Below are 15,359 nucleotides of genomic sequence, written 5' to 3' on the forward strand. Positions count from 1 at the left end.
AGCAGATGAAGCAGCTACCTGCCGATTTTTCATCTGACGCCGTCGCGGCGATCCGGGCGCGACTCGATGTCGTGCGAACGCAAGGCGTGACGATCCTGTTCGCCATCGAAAACGGCAGCCGCGCCTGGGGGTTCCCGTCTCCCGACAGCGACTATGACTGCCGTTTCGTCTATGTCAGGCCGGCATCGGATCACCTTGTGTTGGAACAGGCACGCGACGTGATCGAATTTCCCATCGAAGGCGAGATCGATGCCGGTGGCTGGGATCTGCGCAAGGCCTTGCTGCTCGGGCTCGGCGGCAATGCCGTCATCGTCGAATGGGCAAAATCATCAATCGTCTACGAAGAGGTCACGGGATTTCGGCGGCGCCTTCTCGACCTGCTTGCCGAGATCGTCGATCCGGCAAAAGTAGCGCGTCACTATCTCGGCCTGGCGCGTTCACATGTTGCCAAGATCGGCAGCTTTTCCGGCGAGGTGAAGCTGAAGAAGCTGTTCTATCTCATTCGACCACTGGTCGCGTTGGACTGGATGGAGCAGCGCGGCCTCGCCGGTCTACCGCCGATGAACCTTGGCGAGTGCATCGACCAGATCGAGATGCCAGCGCAGGCAAGCGATGAAATCCGCAGCCTGATCGACCGCAAAAGCCAGACGCGGGAAATGGGGACCGGTCTCATCCCGACGGCGATCGCGCGCTATCTTGAGGCGCGCTATGGTCACCACGAAATGAACCTTGCCGGCGTGATCCGGGATGAAGCCCGCCAGGCGCGAAACCGTGTCCTTGCAACCGACTTTTACCGCCGGGAGGCTGAACTTCAATGAGCGATGAGCTTCCCATCCTCTTCCCCATCGAGGCGCGTGTGCTCGGCTGCCTGATCGAGAAGAAGGAGCTGACGCCCGACGTCTATCCGCTGACGCTCAATGCGGCACTTGCCGCGGCCAACCAGAAGACGGCGCGCGAGCCGGTGATGTCGGTCGAGCTGGCCGAGGTCAGGCGGGCGCTTGGCCAGCTGGAGCAGAAGGGCCTGGTCAGGCAGGTGTTCGCGTCGCGCGTCGAGCGCTACGAGCATGTCGTGGCGCAGCGCTTTTCCCTGACCTCGGCGCAGATCACGCTGCTCGGCCTGTTGCTGCTGCGCGGCCCGCAGACGGCTTATGAATTGCTGGCACGAAGCGAGCGCATGGCGCGGCTGCCGTCGATCGACGAGCTCCGCGGCAATCTCGATCTGCTGATCGGCCGCAGGCCGCCGCTGGTGCAGCAGATCGACCGCGGCCCGGGCCAGCGCGAGGACCGTTATGTCCAACTGCTCAGCGGGCCGGTGCAGCTGTCGGCTGCCGCGGCGCCCCAGCAATTGCCCTTGCCGGCCTCGGATCTGGAAATGCGCGTGCAGGCCCTCGAGCAGGAGGTCGCGGCATTGCGCGCCCGCCTCGACGCGCTGACCGGGGAGGGGCACTGAATCGCGACCTCACCTCCTGCTGTAGACGCCGCTCGCCTCGCCCCCCGGATCGACCAGCCGCAACTGCCGGCCATTCAGCTGCCAACTCAGCGAGACCGGCTTCAGGTCGCCGGCGCCGAACTTCCAGGTGCCGGTCAGATCGGGCCGGCAGCCATTGACGGATTTGTAGGTTCCGGCCTTAGGCGTGAAGACCAGCGTCGAGCCGTGCACGGTCGTCGTGCCCGTCTTCAGCGTCAGCGACTGGATTTGGCCGCAGCCGTCGACCAGCGAGGATTCGAACAGCGCATATTGCGTGCGCCCGTTGGCGCTGAAGGTGAAGGAGATGCTGCCGCCGCTGCCCGGCGCACAATGGCCGAGCGTCGTGCAATAATCGCCGCTGGCGACTGCAAAGCCCCATTTGCCGACAAGTGCTGGTGGTATCGAGCCCTGGCGCGAACGGGCTGTCCGCCCCTTGCCTTGGCCGGCGGCATCGGCCGGGCCGACGGCCGGCAACCGGTCAGGCCCGCCAGTGTGACAAAAACCGCCAGGCGCGCGGGTGAGGAGCCGGTCAGCATCCCTTGTTCGCGATAAGCTTGTGCAGATGGGCAAGCCGCGTGGCTATGACATTGTTGACGATCGCCATCTTGCCGGGGGGTGCCATGCCGCCATATTTCTTCGGCGAAGGCCCATGGTTCCTGGCCTCCTCGTAGCCGGCGGCCTGTTGCCGCAACTCGGCACAGGACATGCCGGCATATTTCGCCTGCTCCTGCGGGCTGATGACACCCGATTGCGCCATGCCGATGGAGTTTGCCGCCGCCATGCCGCCGAGGCCGACAGCCGCGGAAATCGGATTGAGGCCGACGCAGCCGGAAAGGCCAAGGCACAGCATCGGCGCCGCCAAAAAAGCATATCGCAGGCTCATGGCTGACGCTCCCTGATGCGCGGCGGCAGCTTCAGGTCGCGATGATCGGTGGCGGTTTTTCCGAGCGCAAGCGACAGGAGATAGACGCGCGGATTGAAGCCCGCCGAGGCGAGCGCCGACAGCGTCCTGAGCAGTTGCAGGTGATACATCGAACCCCCTTGTGGTGGTCATTGCCGATGGATTTCCGGTTTTGGAAACGGGCTGCAAACTACGTCCGATGAGACAAGCCGGCTTGGACGAGACGGCCCTAAAAACGGCCTAAACGGCCCTGTATTGACGTTTCAGGGGGCTCGGCGCATATCAGCGCGCTCTCGGGCTGGGGGATGCCGATGAATGCGACGACCTCGTTCAGGCTGATGACGGACGCGTTTCCGGAGCAAGATCGCGTCGAGGTGATGCGCGAGGTCTACGGCCGCACGGTCCTCAAGGTCGAGCTCGATCCGCTCGCACCGACGCGTGTCGACATGAAAGTGCGTGCGCTGCCCGGCCTCGGCATTGCCACCGGCACTTCCTCGGAATTCCGGGCGCATCACTCGATGCCGCTGATCGACAGCGACGATCTCATCCTGTTGGCGGCGCTCGATGGCGCGAGCGTCATGAAGCATCGCGGCCGCGAGGAACCGATCGGCAACGGCCGGGCGCTGATGATGAGCGGCGAAGAGGTCGGCCTCAACCTCATCCAGCCCGGCGGCATGCGCTTCGTCAATATGAGCTTCTCGCTGAGGCAGCTTTCGCCGCTGATCGGCGATCCGGCTTCGGTGCTTATGCAGCCGTTGCCGACCACGAGCGGGGCGATGCGGCTGCTGCTCGACTATGTCCAGTCGATCCAGGATGCAGACGATGCGCTGACGCCGGAAACCTGGCAGCTGGCCGCGACTCACATTTTCGACCTTGCCGCGCTTGCCATGGGGGCGACCAGGGATGCCGCCGAAATTGCGCGTGGCCGCGGCGTGCGGGTGGCGCGACTGCGCGCCATCAAGGCCGATATCCTCGCCCATGGCGGGCACGGCGAGCTGTCGGCCGAAGACATCGCCGCCCGCCACCATCTCTGCGCCCGCTATGTGCGAAAACTGTTCGAGAGCGAAGGCACGTCGCTGTCGGACTTCATGCTGCGCCAGCGGCTAGTGCGCGCGCATCGCATGCTGGGCGATCCTTCTCATGCCGACCGCAGCATCACGGCAATCGCCTTCGATGCCGGCTTCAACGACCTTTCCTATTTCAACCGGGCGTTCCGCCGGCGCTATGACGCGACGCCGTCGGACGTGCGCGCTGCGGCCTTAAAGAACTGACATTGGGTTACGCCCGGGCATGATGGGAGCCCGTGGGGCCCCCGACTCTCAAGACTGGGTTCCTCGCCCACCGCGAAGCGGGGGAGAGGTGGCCGCGACGCCGCCCGAGAGGGGGCGTCATAGAGCGCGGTTCCCCTCTCCGTCTCGGCTTCGCCGAGACACCTCTCCCCACTGTCGTGGGGCGAGCAACCCAAGCTGGAATAAAGCCGCGATCTTCCCTCTATCCTGCCAGCCCCCCGCAAGGGAGATCGGATGGCCGCTATGCTGTCGCCAATCATCGACCGGCTGTTCGATGCAGGTTTGCTTACGGCTCACCCGAGACTGGCGTCGAGCGATACTTTGATGGCGCCGAGCGCTTTCGAGACTGGGCATTCGGCCTTGGCCTTTTCGGCCAGTTCCTTGAACTTGGCGGCATCGATGCCCGGCACCTTGCCGACCAGCGTGATCGCGCTGCCGGTGATGCCGGTGCCGGGGACCAGCGTTACCACGGCCTTGGCGTCGAGCTCGGCAGCCGGAGTGCCGTTCTCGGCGAGGAAATGCGAAAGCTGCATGGCGTAGCAGCCGGCATGGGCGGCGGCGATCAGCTCTTCCGGGTTGGTGCCGGATTTGCCGCTCTCGTCCTCGAAACGCATCTTGGCAGAATAGGGCGTACCTTTCAGCGTCCCGCTCTGGGTTTCGAGCGTGCCTTTGCCTTCCTTGAAACTGCCTTTCCAAACGGCGTTGGCGGTGCGGTCCATCAATTCCTCCTTGATTGTCGTGATTGAGCCCGTGATCGGCATCCAGTCGACTATAGCGCGCGCTGGAGCGAAGGCCACCCGCGCTTTCGTATCGGCGGCAGCGTGACACATCATGGTCAAGCAAAAAATCGCTCGGGAAAAAATCGCGAAAAAAATATGCGTGCAAAAATGTCGACTTCCATCTGCCCCGACCGTCCTGCGGGCGGCCATAGAATTGGTGGCCGGATGGAGGACCACATGAACAATCTGTTTTCTGCTCACTGGACAAACACCAGCCACAGGGCCGGTGAACAACAAGCCGACTGGTCGCGCGTGCCGCCTTCCGGCTTCGGCCGGCTGCTTGCGGCGATTGCCATTATCGGGATTGCGGTGTCCTTTCTGGATTATGCAGCGGGGCTCGATCATACAGCGGGCAAAGGCCCGGCCGAGATTTCCCTAGCCTCGGCTGCCGCTTCAACCCAGGAATGGAGGTAAAGATGAAATACGTTTGCCTGGTCTACGGCGAAGAAAAAGATCTCTACGCAATGACGCCTGCGAGGCTGGCCAAGCTCGACGCCGATTCGCTGGCCTATGACAGGTCGGTGGCACAAAGCGGCCGGCTGATCATCGCGCAGGCGCTGCAATCGGTGCAGACGTCGAAAACCGTGCGCCGGCGCAAAGGCAAGCGGCTGGTCACGGACGGCCCCTTCGCCGAGACCAAGGAGCAGTTGCTCGGTTTCGTCATGATCGAGGCCGGGGACGTCGACGAGGCGCTGGAGATCGCCGGCGGCATTCCGCTGGCAGAAATCGGCACGATCGAGGTGCGGGCGATCTACAATGTGCCGGGGTCGTAGAGATGTCGGCGGCCGGCGACTGGCGCAGGCTTTCGTTTTCTTCAATTGGCGCAACTTTTGCGTGTTGAAGCGAAACGACACTTCTCTTATCGTCGCCTGAGATTGGGGATCTTGGGCATGCATATATTGATTGCTGCAATCGGCCTGCTGGGGGCAGCGGCGTTCTGGTGGTACCGGCTGAAGACCATGAACGACGCGGCGCGTGAGGTTGCCGACGTCGTTGGCCGCGTCCAGGGCAATGTCCGCCGCAAGAAACTGCGCAAGCAGGCGGCGCTCTCGCCGTTGACGGCGATCGACGATCCGGTCGTGGCGGCGGCGACGCTGATCACCGCCATTGTTTCCGAGCATGGTCCGGTGCTGCCGCAACGCGAAGCTGCCATTCGATCGGTGATCTCGGAGATTGCCGACAAAAAGCAGACCGATGAAGCGGTGATCTACGCCAAATGGGCGGCCTCGCAAATCGACGATGCCACGGTCGTCATCGACAAGCTGGCACCGTTCCTGCGCGAACGCCTCGACGCGGCTGAAAGGAACGATCTGCTACAGATGGTCAGCCGTGTCACGGAAGTCGGCGGGCAAAGCCAGCAGATTTCCGACCAGCGCATGCTCCGGCTGCGCCAGAAGCTCGGTTTCGAGGTCAATTAGGGTGTGCTGATATTCAGGTGATGCCGGCCTGCAAAGGGTGGCTTCCTGCGCTTCCTATTCTCACGTACCCAAACGCACGCTCCGCTCCGGTTCTCGGAAGCCACTGTTGGTCGCTTCGCGCCCCGTCTTCGACTCCGGCTCGGCCTGACCTGAATCTCAACACATCCTGGCATGTCTGTGAGATGGATCAGATCGCCTCGCCCTTCAACAGCTTCGGCGTGTCGCCGGACAGACCTGACGCCTGGCGGATGAAGAACCCCTTCAGCCGCGGCATGCGTTCGACAAGGCCAAGACCGACGTCGCGCAACGTACGCAGCGGGCCGAAATCGTTGGAAAACAGCCGGTTCAGCACATCGGTGGTGATGCCCATCTGCACCGTGTCGAAGCGCCGCCATTGCTGGTAGCGCTCAAGCACGTCGAGCGCGCCGATGTCCTGGCCGAGCCGGTCGGCCTCGACCACCACCTCAGCAAGTGCCGCCACGTCCTTGAAGCCCAGATTGAGGCCCTGGCCGGCGATCGGGTGGATGCCGTGGGCGGCGTCGCCGGCCAAGGCGATGCGCGGCGCGACGAAGGCGCGCGCAATGGTCAGCCCGAGCGGCCAGGCGCGGGGCTTGTCGGCGATATGGATTTCGCCGAGCTTGAGGCCAAAGCGGTGCTCGAGCTCATACTCCAGGATCAGGGTGTCGCCTGCGACCAGCTTTTCGGCATCCTGCGACCGTTCGACCCAGACGATCGACGAACGGTTGGTGCCGTCCTTGCCCGGCTTGAGTGGCAGCGTGGCAAAGGGGCCGGCCGGAAGAAAATGCTCTTCGGCGCGGCCGTTGTGCGGCCGCTCATGCGCCACCGTGCAGACGATGCCGGACTGGCCATACTCCCATTTCACCGTTTTGATGCCGGCCATGTCGCGCAGCTTCGAGTTGACGCCGTCGGCGGCGACCAGCAGCCGCGCCTTAAGCGTCGCGCCATCTGCAAGATGCACGGTGATGCCGGCGCCGTTGGTATCGAAGGCGCGGACGGCGACGCCCCCGATGATGCCGATGCCGAGCTGTTCGGCGCGCCGGCGCAAGGCGCCGTTCAAATCCTTGTTGGCGACCATATGCGCAAAGGGTTCGCCGGGCGCGACCTCGCCGTCGAAGGTGAGGAACACCGGACGGACCGGATCCGTTGTGCGCGAATCGGTGACGGTCATTTCGGTGATCGCCTGCGCCTCCGGCGCTATCTCGTTCCAGACGCCGAGCTGGTCGAGCATGCGGCACGCGGCGGCTGCAATCGCCGAGGCGCGGCCGTCCTTCTGCCAGACGCCGGCGGGTGCTGCGTCGACGACGGCAACGGCGAGGCTCGGCCGCGCCTGCTTCAGAGACACGGCGGCGGCCAGGCCGATATAGCCGGCGCCGGCGACCAGAACGTCGAGCGAATTCTTGCTGTCGACCATGGCAATTCCTTTCGCAGCCTGACTGTCGCCGGGCATTCCGCCCTTGACTGCCCGCTGTTCCTGTCGGAAACCGCCATGGTAATTTTGCGGCGAGGTCAAGATGACGGCAGCCATGGACGAGCTTCTCGGCATTCTCGACCTCGAGCAGCTGGAACACAACCTGTATCGCGGTCGCAGCCCCAAGCTCGACTGGCAGCGCATCTTCGGCGGCCAGACCATCGCCCAGGCGCTTGTCGCCGCGCAGCGAACGGTCGAGGCCGAGCGCCATGTGCACTCGCTGCATGGCTATTTCATGCGACCGGGCGACACCAAGGTGCCGATCATCTACGAGGTCGACCGCATCCGTGACGGCGGCTCCTTCACCACGCGCCGCGTCGTCGCGATCCAGCACGGCCAGGCGATCTTTTCGCTGGAAGCCTCATTCCAGCAGGATGAGGTCGGCCTGGAACATCAGGTGCCGATGCCGCAGGACGTGCCGGCGCCCGACACATTGCTGTCGCAGCGCGAATTGCTGGGCAAGTTCGGCGAAGCCGTGCCCGACGGCATCAAGCGCTATTGGGAGCGCGACCGGCCGATCGAGATGAAGCCGGTGATGCTGAAGCATTACACCAGCCGGGAAAAGCTCGAGCCGAAGCAGAACATCTGGATCCGCACCACCGGCCCGGTGCCGGCCGACCGCGCCACGCAGGCGGCCGTGCTCGCTTACCTCTCCGATATGACGTTGCTCGACACCTCGACTTTTGCCCACGGCCGCGCCATTTTCGATCGCGACATCCAGGCAGCGAGCCTCGACCACGCCATGTGGTTCCATCGCAGCCACCCGCTCGACGACTGGATGCTGTACACGCAGGACAGCCCGTCGACGCAAGGATCGCGTGGCTTTACCCGCGGCTCGCTGTTTGCCCGCGACGGCACGTTGATCGCCTCGGTTGCCCAAGAAGGACTCATCCGGCTGAAGCGGCCGCCTGCCGAGTAGGCATTTTTCGAATTTTGCCTATTTTTTAATCATTTGCATTGACGCGACTGTGAACAGGCAGCCGACAAACCTTCCCGATTTCGTTGTTTAACAACAGCTTAACACCCTGCTTCGGCAATTGGCACGGAGCTTGAATCCTAGCGGGCACTCTCCGGCTCTCATGGGGATCGGCGAAGTCGTGCAAACGCGGGGACCCGCAACAGCAAAGGGTGAAACCTTATGAAGATCGTGATGGCAATCATAAAGCCGTTCAAGCTCGACGAGGTGCGCGAGGCGCTCACCGCAGTCGGCATCCAAGGCCTGACCGTCACCGAAGTAAAAGGCTACGGACGTCAGAAGGGGCACACGGAAATCTATCGCGGGGCGGAATACGCGGTCAGCTTCCTGCCGAAGATCAAGATCGAAGTCGCGGTCGCCGTCGACATGGTCGACAAGGCCGTCGAAGCCATCACCGCGGCGGCCAAGACCGGTCAGATCGGCGACGGCAAGATCTTCGTCTTCGGCATCGACCAGGCGGTGCGCATTCGCACCGGCGAAACAGACACCGACGCGCTTTGAGCCGCGGACACGTATTCCAATGGAGAGTTCAATGAATATTCCTTCCACCTTGAAGATAACGGGACGCGCGGCCGTTTTGGGTTCGCTCGCTCTCGCTGCACTGGGCACGGTTGCTGCGTTCGCTCAGGAAGCGGCTCCGGCAGCACCGGCAGCGGCGCCGGCATTCACCGTCGACAAGGGCGACACGACGTGGATGATGATCTCCACTATTCTGGTGCTGCTGATGACCATTCCCGGCCTTGCCCTTTTCTACGGTGGCCTGGTTCGCGCCAAGAATATGCTGTCGGTGCTGATGCAGGTCTTCACCATCACCAGCGTGGTCATGATCGTCTGGGTTTTCTACGGCTACAGCCTGGCCTTCACCCCCGGCAACGCCTTCGTCGGTGGCCTTTCCAAGATGTTTCTGGCCGGCGTCGACGTGACGACGGTGTCCGAAACCTTCACCAAGGGCGTGGCCATTCCCGAACTGGTGTTCGTTCTCTTCCAGATGACCTTCGCCTGCATCACGCCTGCCCTGATCGTCGGCGCTTTCGCCGAACGCATCAAGTTCTCCGCCGTGATCCTTTTCACCATCCTCTGGGTCACCTTCGTATATTTCCCGATCGCGCACATGGTGTGGTTCTGGGGCGGCCCGAGCGCTTATAGCGATCCGTCGGGTCTCATCTTCGGCTTCGGCGCCATCGACTTCGCCGGCGGCACCGTCGTTCACATCAATGCAGGCATTGCCGGCCTTGTCGGCGCGCTGATGATCGGCAAGCGTATCGGCTACCAGAAGGACGTCATGGCGCCGCACTCGATGACGCTGACCATGGTCGGCGCCTCGCTGCTGTGGGTCGGCTGGTTCGGCTTCAATGCCGGTTCGAACCTGGAAGCGAACGCCTATGCCGTGCTGGCCATGGTCAATACGTTTGTCGCCACGGCGGCGGCGGCAGTGGCCTGGATCGTGCTTGAAACGCTGCTGCGCGGCAAAGCATCCATGCTTGGCGCCGTTTCGGGTGCTGTCACCGGCCTCGTCGCCGTGACACCTGCCGCCGGCTTTGCCGGACCGATGGGCGCCATCGTGCTCGGTCTCGTCGCCACTTGCGTCTGCTACTTCTTCGTCTCGGTGGTGAAGAACAAGTTCGGCTACGACGACAGCCTCGATGTTTTCGGCATCCACTGCATCGGCGGCATCATCGGCGCGCTCGGCACCGGTATCCTGGTCAATCCCGCTCTCGGCGGCGCCGGCATCGTCGATTACTCGACAGCCGACTTCGCCGCCGGCTACGCCGGCACGGCCACCCAGCTGATGTCGCAGTTCAAAGGTGTGCTGGTGACAATCCTCTGGTCGGGTATCGGCAGCGCGATCCTCTACAAGATCGTCGACCTGATCGTCGGCCTGCGTCCGACAGCCGATGCAGAGCGCGAAGGGCTCGATCTCACCTCGCACGGCGAAGTGGCCTATCACCCGTAAGCTCGTCCGGGGCGGCCTCGGCCGCCTCGCGACGTCCCATCCCGTCGTGATGCTCCCGCAAGGGCTCACGCCTTGAGGCCCGGAAATCTTCCGGGCCTCTTTTTGTGCGCGGATGGCCGTGACGGCTCGATCACGATCGCTTGATCAAGGTGCTCGATCCGTCGGCGGCGTGAAACATCTGCCGCAGCGGCTCCAGCGTGCCCGCCATTTTCGCCGAGTCAGCGTGGTTGCCAATGCCTGTCGCAGGATCACCGCCGCGTTTGAACAGGAAGTCAGGCATGACATCCTGCGCCCGTTCCGCAGACGCAGGCTGCCCATGGTTAATGCGCCCTTAACCTTCCCGCCGCTAGTCTGACAGCCGAATCTGCCGTGTTGCGCGTCCGCGCCCGGCCGGGCAACGACAGACGAGGAAGAGCATGCGTTCAGGGGCTTCAGCACCGCTTGCGCTGGCCGATACGGGGCACGGCATCCGGGCGTTCGCGAGGCGCCAGGTCGGGCGGCTGGTCGGTGCCGGGCTGTTTGCTCTGGTTGGCTTCGGCGTCGCCGCCCTTGCCACCTGGAACGTCGCCGATCCGAGCTTCTCGCACGCCACCGATAATATCGTCACCAATGCAATGGGTTATGCCGGCGCCGTCTTTTCCGACATTGCCATGCAGTTCTTCGGACTCGCCGCCGTTGCGGCGCTGGTGCCGGCGGTGATCTGGGGATTTCTGCTGTTTACCGCGCGCGGCGTCGACCGGCTGCCGAAACGGGCGCTGGCCTGGTTCGGGTTTTCGCTGCTTGGCGCGGCAATTGCCGGCTGCGTGGTGCCGCCCAAGACCTGGCCGCTGCCGACCGGCCTCGGCGGCGTCTTTGGCGACATGGTGCTCAACATTCCCGGCCTGGTCATCGGCGGCTATCCGACCGGCCTCGTCGCCAGCGTGCTTGCCGTGCTCCTTGCAGCACCGGCGCTGGGGCTGTTTCTGTATGGTTCGGCGCTGATTTCACGCAAGAACGGCTTTGCCGTGCTTGATCAGCCCACTGCTGCCGATCCGCAGGACGACCTGCTTTTCGACAATGAAGAGGACGAGGGCGACGAAGGCATATTGGCGCTTGGCGCCATCACCCATTGGTGGCTGTCGCTGCGGGCCTATCTGCGTCGCCGCGCCGCGCGCCGGCGCGAGCGCGACGATTTCGAGCCGGAGATGGAGCCGCGGGCCAGCGCCTGGCGGCGGGCGGCAGAACGGGTCGAATCGGCCGAGTTCGCCGAGGCGCGGATGAGCCCGGGCGGGCGCGCCCGCGTCGAGCCGGAATTCTTCGCCGCCATGGTCAACGACCGCAGTGCCTCGATCGACCCCGACGATGCCGATGTCTTCGATAACGACGACAATGACGACGACATGGATTTCGCGCCCGAGCCGGCCGGCCAACGCCGCGCCGCGCCGACGGCGAAGGTGCAGAACTTCCGTTCCGATGCGGCGACACGCGTCGAGGCGCCGGCGCCGCGGCCGGCACCCGGCGCCCGGGTCCAGCGCGAGGCGCAGACCTCGCTGATCGGATCGGAAAAATTCGAGATGCCGTCACTGCATTTCCTGTCGGAACCGAAGAACGTGGTGCGCGACGCCAGCCTGTCGAAGGACGCGCTGGAGCAGAACGCCCGCCTGCTCGAGGGCGTGCTGGAGGATTTCGGCGTCAAGGGCGAAATCATCCATGTGCGCCCGGGTCCGGTCGTCACGCTTTACGAGCTGGAACCTGCGCCCGGCATCAAATCGTCGCGGGTGATCGGCCTGTCCGACGACATCGCCCGCTCGATGAGCGCCATCGCCTGCCGTGTCGCCGTGGTGCCTGGCCGCAACGCCATCGGCATCGAATTGCCGAACGCCAGGCGCGAGACCGTCTATTTGCGCGAGATCATGGCCAGCCGCGATTTCGAGACCACCAAGGCCAAGCTGGCGCTGGCGCTGGGCAAGACCATCAATGGCGAGGCGGTCATCGTCGACATCGCCAAGATGCCGCACGTGCTGGTCGCCGGCACCACCGGCTCGGGCAAGTCCGTCGCCATCAACACCATGATCCTGTCGCTGCTCTACCGGCTGACGCCGCAGGACTGCCGGCTGATCATGATCGATCCGAAAATGCTGGAACTCTCGGTCTATGACGGCATCCCGCATCTTCTGACGCCGGTGGTCACCGATCCGAAGAAGGCGGTGGTGGCGCTGAAATGGACCGTGCGAGAGATGGAGGACCGCTACCGCAAAATGTCGAAGGTCGGCGTCCGCAACATCGACGGTTTCAACGCGCGCGTGCAGCAGGCCGAGAAAAAAGGCGAAAGAATCTCGCGCACCGTGCAGACCGGCTTCGACCGCCAGACCGGTGAAGCGATCTACGAGACGGAGAACCTCGACCTCGAGCCGATGCCCTACATCGTCGTCATCATCGACGAGATGGCCGATCTGATGATGGTCGCCGGCAAGGACATCGAAGGCGCAGTGCAGCGCCTGGCGCAGATGGCGCGCGCCGCCGGCATCCATGTCATCATGGCAACGCAGCGGCCGTCGGTCGACGTCATCACCGGCACCATCAAGGCCAACTTCCCGACCCGCATCTCCTTCCAGGTGACATCGAAGATCGACAGCCGCACCATCCTGGGCGAGCAGGGCGCCGAACAGCTGCTCGGCATGGGCGATATGCTCTACATGGCCGGCGGCGGCCGCATCCAGCGCGTGCACGGTCCCTTCGTTTCCGACGACGAGGTGGAGAGGATCGTCGCGCATCTGAAATTGCAAGGCGTGCCGGAATATCTCGACGCCATCACCGAGGATGACGACAAGGATGATGATGAGCCGTCGGGCAAAGGCAGTGGCGGCAGCGGCGACGGCGGCAATTTCGAGGATTCCGACGATCCCTACGACCAGGCGGTCGCGGTGGTGCTGCGCGACGGCAAGGCCTCGACCAGCTACATCCAGCGCCGGCTCGGCATCGGCTACAACCGCGCCGCCTCGATCATCGAGAAGATGGAGAAGGAAGGCATTGTCGGCCCGGCCAACCATGCCGGAAAACGCGAAATCCTGGTGCCGACGGAGGACGACAAGTTCTAGAGCGCACCCGCGCCGGCAACTTTGAACCTCTCGGCGCGTTGCAACGGATGAGCGCTGCGCGCCCGCCAAACTTAAGCCCAACTGGGGGGCCAGACCAATATAACGAACAAGCAATCAGATGATGGTGACCGGCATGAAAAACGCATCTTTCGCCCCGAGCAGGGATTTCGCCCCAACCCGCCGACAGGTGCTCGGCCTCGGTCTGGTCCTGGCCGGTGCCGCGGCCGTCAACGTCGTGCCCGGCTTCCAGCTGCTGGCGTCGGCGCAAGCAGCGGTTCCGGCGACGGCGCAGAAGATCGCCGATCATTTCTCCTCGGTCAAATCGATGAGCGGCGAGTTCGTGCAGTTCGGGCCAAAGGGCGAGCAGACCGGCGGCAAGTTCTTTCTGGAACGGCCGGGCAAGATCCGCTTCAACTATGACGGCGCCTCGAATTTCAGGGTGATTTCCGACGGCAAGTCGGTGGTCATCCTCAACAAGAAGCTGCGGACCTCCGACCTCTACCCGCTGTCGAAGACACCGCTGAAGCTGCTGCTCGACGACAAGATCGATCTGTCGGGCGGACGCGTCAGAAGCGTTAAGGAAGAAAACGATCTCACCACCATCCAGCTTGCCGACAAATCGGTGTTCGGCAATTCGAAGATCACCATGATGTTCGATCCGAAATCCTATGAATTGCGGCAGTGGACCATCACCGATGCGCAAGGCAAGGACACGACGGTGATGATCTTCAACACCAAGGAGGGCGTCAGTTTCGCGCCCGACACCTTTGCCATCGACTATACGGCCAACCGGGAACTGAACACCAAGTCGCGCTAAGGTGTGTCGATATTCAGGTGATGCCGGCCTGCAACGGCGGTTTCCTGCGCTTCCGGCCTTCGCCGGCCAAAGCACTCATGAGCGGTCGTGGCAGTTAAGGCTACGGCCGGCGTAGGCCGGTGCTCACGTACCCAAAAGTACGCTCCGCTCCGGTTCTCGGAATCCACCATTCTGGTCGCTTCGCGCCCGTCTTCGACTCCGACTCGGCCTGACCTGAATCTCAGCACACCTTGGGCTTGGTTCCTGTATTGATATTTCTGGAAAGTCATGGGCCGCGCCCCCAAGGCGCGGCCGGCTTGTTTTTGCGGTGCGCGGCTGGCAGTAGTTTCCGCGATTGACTTCCGTCGGGCCATCCGGCGGATCTTGCGTTGTCCGGAACCCCACATGCCGTTTTCCGTCGCTACCTGGAACATCAACTCCGTCCGGCTGCGCATGCCGATCGTCGAGCGTCTGCTGGTCGAGCAGGCGCCGGACGTGCTCTGCCTGCAGGAAACCAAGGTTCCTGACGAATTGTTTCCGGAGAAGGCGTTCCGCAAGCTTGGCTACGAGCACATCGCCTTCCATGGCCAGAAGGGCTACCACGGCGTTGCGACGGTGGCACGGCGGCCGATCGAGGTGGTCGAAAAGCGCCGCTTCTGCGAGATCGACGACAGCCGGCATCTGTCGGTCACCGTCAAGGCTGGCGGCAAGGCGATCCTGCTGCACAATTTCTACGTGCCGGCCGGCGGCGACGAGCCCGACCCGGCCGTCAACCGGAAGTTCAAGCACAAGCTCGATTTTGTTGCCGAGATGAACGCCGTCCGCGCCGAGCATGACGAGGTTTCCGGCTCGATCCTGGTCGGCGATCTTAACATCGCGCCGCTCGAGCACGATGTCTGGTCGCACAAGCAGCTGCTCAACGTCGTCAGCCATACGCCGGTCGAGACGGAAAATTTCGAAGCGATGCGGCTCGCCGGCGACTGGGTCGACCTGATGCGGCTCAATGTGCCCTACGAGGAGAAGCTCTACACCTGGTGGAGCTATCGTGCACAGGATTGGCAGGCGTCAAATCGCGGCCGCCGCCTCGACCATATCTGGTCGTCGCCAAACCTGGTGCCGCAGTTTGCCGGCTATGAAATCCTGCGGCCGGCGCGCGGCTGGGAGCGGCCCTCCGACCATGTGCCGGTGATCGGGCGTTTCAACCTCGATTAG

18 protein-coding genes are annotated in these 15,359 nt (G+C 63.5%); 12 read left to right on the forward strand and 6 right to left on the reverse strand.

What is annotated here, in order from left to right; all coding sequences use genetic code 11:
* Positions 1-5 precede the first annotated feature (5 nt).
* Both NKJ09_RS06015 and NKJ09_RS06020 read left to right on the forward strand, forming a co-directional pair.
* The gene (locus NKJ09_RS06015; protein ID WP_352494066.1) at positions 6-818 is read left to right on the forward strand and encodes a nucleotidyltransferase domain-containing protein; all 813 of its coding nucleotides are present in this window, start codon (positions 6-8) and stop codon (positions 816-818) included.
* Positions 815-1,450 (forward strand): YceH family protein, encoded by a 636-nt coding sequence (locus tag NKJ09_RS06020; protein WP_352494067.1) that lies wholly within the window; start codon positions 815-817, stop codon positions 1,448-1,450. Before NKJ09_RS06015 ends, NKJ09_RS06020 begins: the two co-directional genes overlap by 4 nt.
* Positions 1,451-1,459: 9 nt before the next feature.
* Here NKJ09_RS06020 and NKJ09_RS06025 read toward each other — a convergent pair whose 3' ends face one another.
* Genes NKJ09_RS06025 through NKJ09_RS06035 form a run of 3 tightly spaced genes read right to left on the reverse strand, consistent with a single transcriptional unit; the run spans position 1,460 to position 2,500 of the window.
* Entirely contained in the window at positions 1,460-1,942 is a 483-nt protein-coding gene (locus NKJ09_RS06025; protein WP_352762477.1) for a hypothetical protein, read from the reverse strand.
* A gap of 55 nt (positions 1,943-1,997) precedes the next feature.
* Complete coding sequence (locus NKJ09_RS06030) at positions 1,998-2,351, reverse strand: hypothetical protein (RefSeq protein ID WP_352494069.1); 354 nt, start codon at positions 2,349-2,351, stop codon at positions 1,998-2,000.
* Entirely contained in the window at positions 2,348-2,500 is a 153-nt protein-coding gene (locus NKJ09_RS06035; protein WP_352494070.1) for a hypothetical protein, read from the reverse strand. Before NKJ09_RS06035 ends, NKJ09_RS06030 begins: the two co-directional genes overlap by 4 nt.
* Positions 2,501-2,680: 180 nt before the next feature.
* Here NKJ09_RS06035 and NKJ09_RS06040 point away from each other — a divergent pair, with 180 nt between their 5' ends.
* Positions 2,681-3,640, forward strand: coding sequence for a helix-turn-helix transcriptional regulator (locus NKJ09_RS06040; protein ID WP_352494071.1), 960 nt, complete (start codon positions 2,681-2,683; stop codon positions 3,638-3,640).
* 311 nt (positions 3,641-3,951) lie between these two features.
* Here NKJ09_RS06040 and NKJ09_RS06045 read toward each other — a convergent pair whose 3' ends face one another.
* The gene (locus NKJ09_RS06045; RefSeq protein ID WP_352494072.1) at positions 3,952-4,377 is read right to left on the reverse strand and encodes an OsmC family protein; all 426 of its coding nucleotides are present in this window, start codon (positions 4,375-4,377) and stop codon (positions 3,952-3,954) included.
* A 237-nt stretch (positions 4,378-4,614) separates the two neighbouring features.
* Between NKJ09_RS06045 and NKJ09_RS06050 the strand changes: the two genes are divergently transcribed.
* From NKJ09_RS06050 to NKJ09_RS06060, 3 genes are all read left to right on the forward strand, one after another.
* On the forward strand, positions 4,615-4,851 hold the full coding sequence (locus tag NKJ09_RS06050; protein ID WP_031195231.1) for a hypothetical protein: 237 nt from the start codon (positions 4,615-4,617) through the stop codon (positions 4,849-4,851).
* 2 nt (positions 4,852-4,853) lie between these two features.
* Positions 4,854-5,210: a YciI family protein gene (locus NKJ09_RS06055; RefSeq protein WP_031195230.1), complete on the forward strand. Its 357-nt coding sequence runs from the start codon at positions 4,854-4,856 to the stop codon at positions 5,208-5,210.
* 117 nt (positions 5,211-5,327) lie between these two features.
* Entirely contained in the window at positions 5,328-5,855 is a 528-nt protein-coding gene (locus NKJ09_RS06060) for a hypothetical protein (RefSeq protein ID WP_023722688.1), read from the forward strand.
* Between the two features lie 187 nt (positions 5,856-6,042).
* Here NKJ09_RS06060 and NKJ09_RS06065 read toward each other — a convergent pair whose 3' ends face one another.
* Entirely contained in the window at positions 6,043-7,287 is a 1,245-nt protein-coding gene (locus tag NKJ09_RS06065) for a ubiquinone biosynthesis hydroxylase (protein ID WP_352494229.1), read from the reverse strand.
* A gap of 100 nt (positions 7,288-7,387) precedes the next feature.
* Between NKJ09_RS06065 and tesB the strand changes: the two genes are divergently transcribed.
* The 3 genes from tesB to NKJ09_RS06080 all read left to right on the forward strand — a co-directional run bounded on the left by tesB (position 7,388) and on the right by NKJ09_RS06080 (position 10,274).
* A complete protein-coding gene (gene tesB / locus NKJ09_RS06070) occupies positions 7,388-8,263 on the forward strand; it encodes an acyl-CoA thioesterase II (protein WP_023722686.1) in 876 nt (291 codons plus the stop codon).
* 219 nt (positions 8,264-8,482) lie between these two features.
* Entirely contained in the window at positions 8,483-8,821 is a 339-nt protein-coding gene (locus NKJ09_RS06075) for a P-II family nitrogen regulator (RefSeq protein ID WP_023679755.1), read from the forward strand.
* Between the two features lie 31 nt (positions 8,822-8,852).
* Positions 8,853-10,274: an ammonium transporter gene (locus tag NKJ09_RS06080; protein WP_352494073.1), complete on the forward strand. Its 1,422-nt coding sequence runs from the start codon at positions 8,853-8,855 to the stop codon at positions 10,272-10,274.
* Between the two features lie 130 nt (positions 10,275-10,404).
* On the opposite strand, the gene NKJ09_RS06085 is transcribed toward NKJ09_RS06080, so the two are convergent.
* Entirely contained in the window at positions 10,405-10,554 is a 150-nt protein-coding gene (locus NKJ09_RS06085; RefSeq protein ID WP_023722684.1) for a hypothetical protein, read from the reverse strand.
* 136 nt (positions 10,555-10,690) lie between these two features.
* Between NKJ09_RS06085 and NKJ09_RS06090 the strand changes: the two genes are divergently transcribed.
* From NKJ09_RS06090 to NKJ09_RS06100, 3 genes are all read left to right on the forward strand, one after another.
* Positions 10,691-13,351, forward strand: coding sequence for an FtsK/SpoIIIE family DNA translocase (locus tag NKJ09_RS06090; protein ID WP_352494074.1), 2,661 nt, complete (start codon positions 10,691-10,693; stop codon positions 13,349-13,351).
* 133 nt (positions 13,352-13,484) lie between these two features.
* The gene (locus tag NKJ09_RS06095; protein WP_352481025.1) at positions 13,485-14,168 is read left to right on the forward strand and encodes an outer membrane lipoprotein carrier protein LolA; all 684 of its coding nucleotides are present in this window, start codon (positions 13,485-13,487) and stop codon (positions 14,166-14,168) included.
* 384 nt (positions 14,169-14,552) lie between these two features.
* Positions 14,553-15,359, forward strand: coding sequence for an exodeoxyribonuclease III (locus tag NKJ09_RS06100; RefSeq protein ID WP_023721396.1), 807 nt, complete (start codon positions 14,553-14,555; stop codon positions 15,357-15,359).

The organism is Mesorhizobium sp. M0189 (assembly GCF_040322135.1).
Lineage (GTDB): Bacteria > Pseudomonadota > Alphaproteobacteria > Rhizobiales > Rhizobiaceae > Mesorhizobium.

Bases quoted from the DNA above. Each gene is read 5' to 3' on its own strand.
- tesB (WP_023722686.1), top strand. From the start codon at position 7,388: ATGACGGCAGCCATGGACGAGCTTCTCGGCATTCTCGACCTCGAGCAG.
- NKJ09_RS06035 (WP_352494070.1), bottom strand. From the start codon at position 2,500: ATGTATCACCTGCAACTGCTCAGGACGCTGTCGGCGCTCGCCTCGGCG.
- NKJ09_RS06090 (WP_352494074.1), top strand. From the start codon at position 10,691: ATGCGTTCAGGGGCTTCAGCACCGCTTGCGCTGGCCGATACGGGGCAC.
- NKJ09_RS06075 (WP_023679755.1), top strand. From the start codon at position 8,483: ATGAAGATCGTGATGGCAATCATAAAGCCGTTCAAGCTCGACGAGGTG.
- NKJ09_RS06065 (WP_352494229.1), bottom strand. From the start codon at position 7,287: ATGGTCGACAGCAAGAATTCGCTCGACGTTCTGGTCGCCGGCGCCGGC.
- NKJ09_RS06055 (WP_031195230.1), top strand. From the start codon at position 4,854: ATGAAATACGTTTGCCTGGTCTACGGCGAAGAAAAAGATCTCTACGCA.
- NKJ09_RS06030 (WP_352494069.1), bottom strand. From the start codon at position 2,351: ATGAGCCTGCGATATGCTTTTTTGGCGGCGCCGATGCTGTGCCTTGGC.
- NKJ09_RS06100 (WP_023721396.1), top strand. From the start codon at position 14,553: ATGCCGTTTTCCGTCGCTACCTGGAACATCAACTCCGTCCGGCTGCGC.
- NKJ09_RS06050 (WP_031195231.1), top strand. From the start codon at position 4,615: ATGAACAATCTGTTTTCTGCTCACTGGACAAACACCAGCCACAGGGCC.
- NKJ09_RS06095 (WP_352481025.1), top strand. From the start codon at position 13,485: ATGAAAAACGCATCTTTCGCCCCGAGCAGGGATTTCGCCCCAACCCGC.
- NKJ09_RS06045 (WP_352494072.1), bottom strand. From the start codon at position 4,377: ATGGACCGCACCGCCAACGCCGTTTGGAAAGGCAGTTTCAAGGAAGGC.
- NKJ09_RS06015 (WP_352494066.1), top strand. From the start codon at position 6: ATGAAGCAGCTACCTGCCGATTTTTCATCTGACGCCGTCGCGGCGATC.
- NKJ09_RS06040 (WP_352494071.1), top strand. From the start codon at position 2,681: ATGAATGCGACGACCTCGTTCAGGCTGATGACGGACGCGTTTCCGGAG.
- NKJ09_RS06020 (WP_352494067.1), top strand. From the start codon at position 815: ATGAGCGATGAGCTTCCCATCCTCTTCCCCATCGAGGCGCGTGTGCTC.
- NKJ09_RS06085 (WP_023722684.1), bottom strand. From the start codon at position 10,554: ATGCCTGACTTCCTGTTCAAACGCGGCGGTGATCCTGCGACAGGCATT.
- NKJ09_RS06060 (WP_023722688.1), top strand. From the start codon at position 5,328: ATGCATATATTGATTGCTGCAATCGGCCTGCTGGGGGCAGCGGCGTTC.
- NKJ09_RS06080 (WP_352494073.1), top strand. From the start codon at position 8,853: ATGAATATTCCTTCCACCTTGAAGATAACGGGACGCGCGGCCGTTTTG.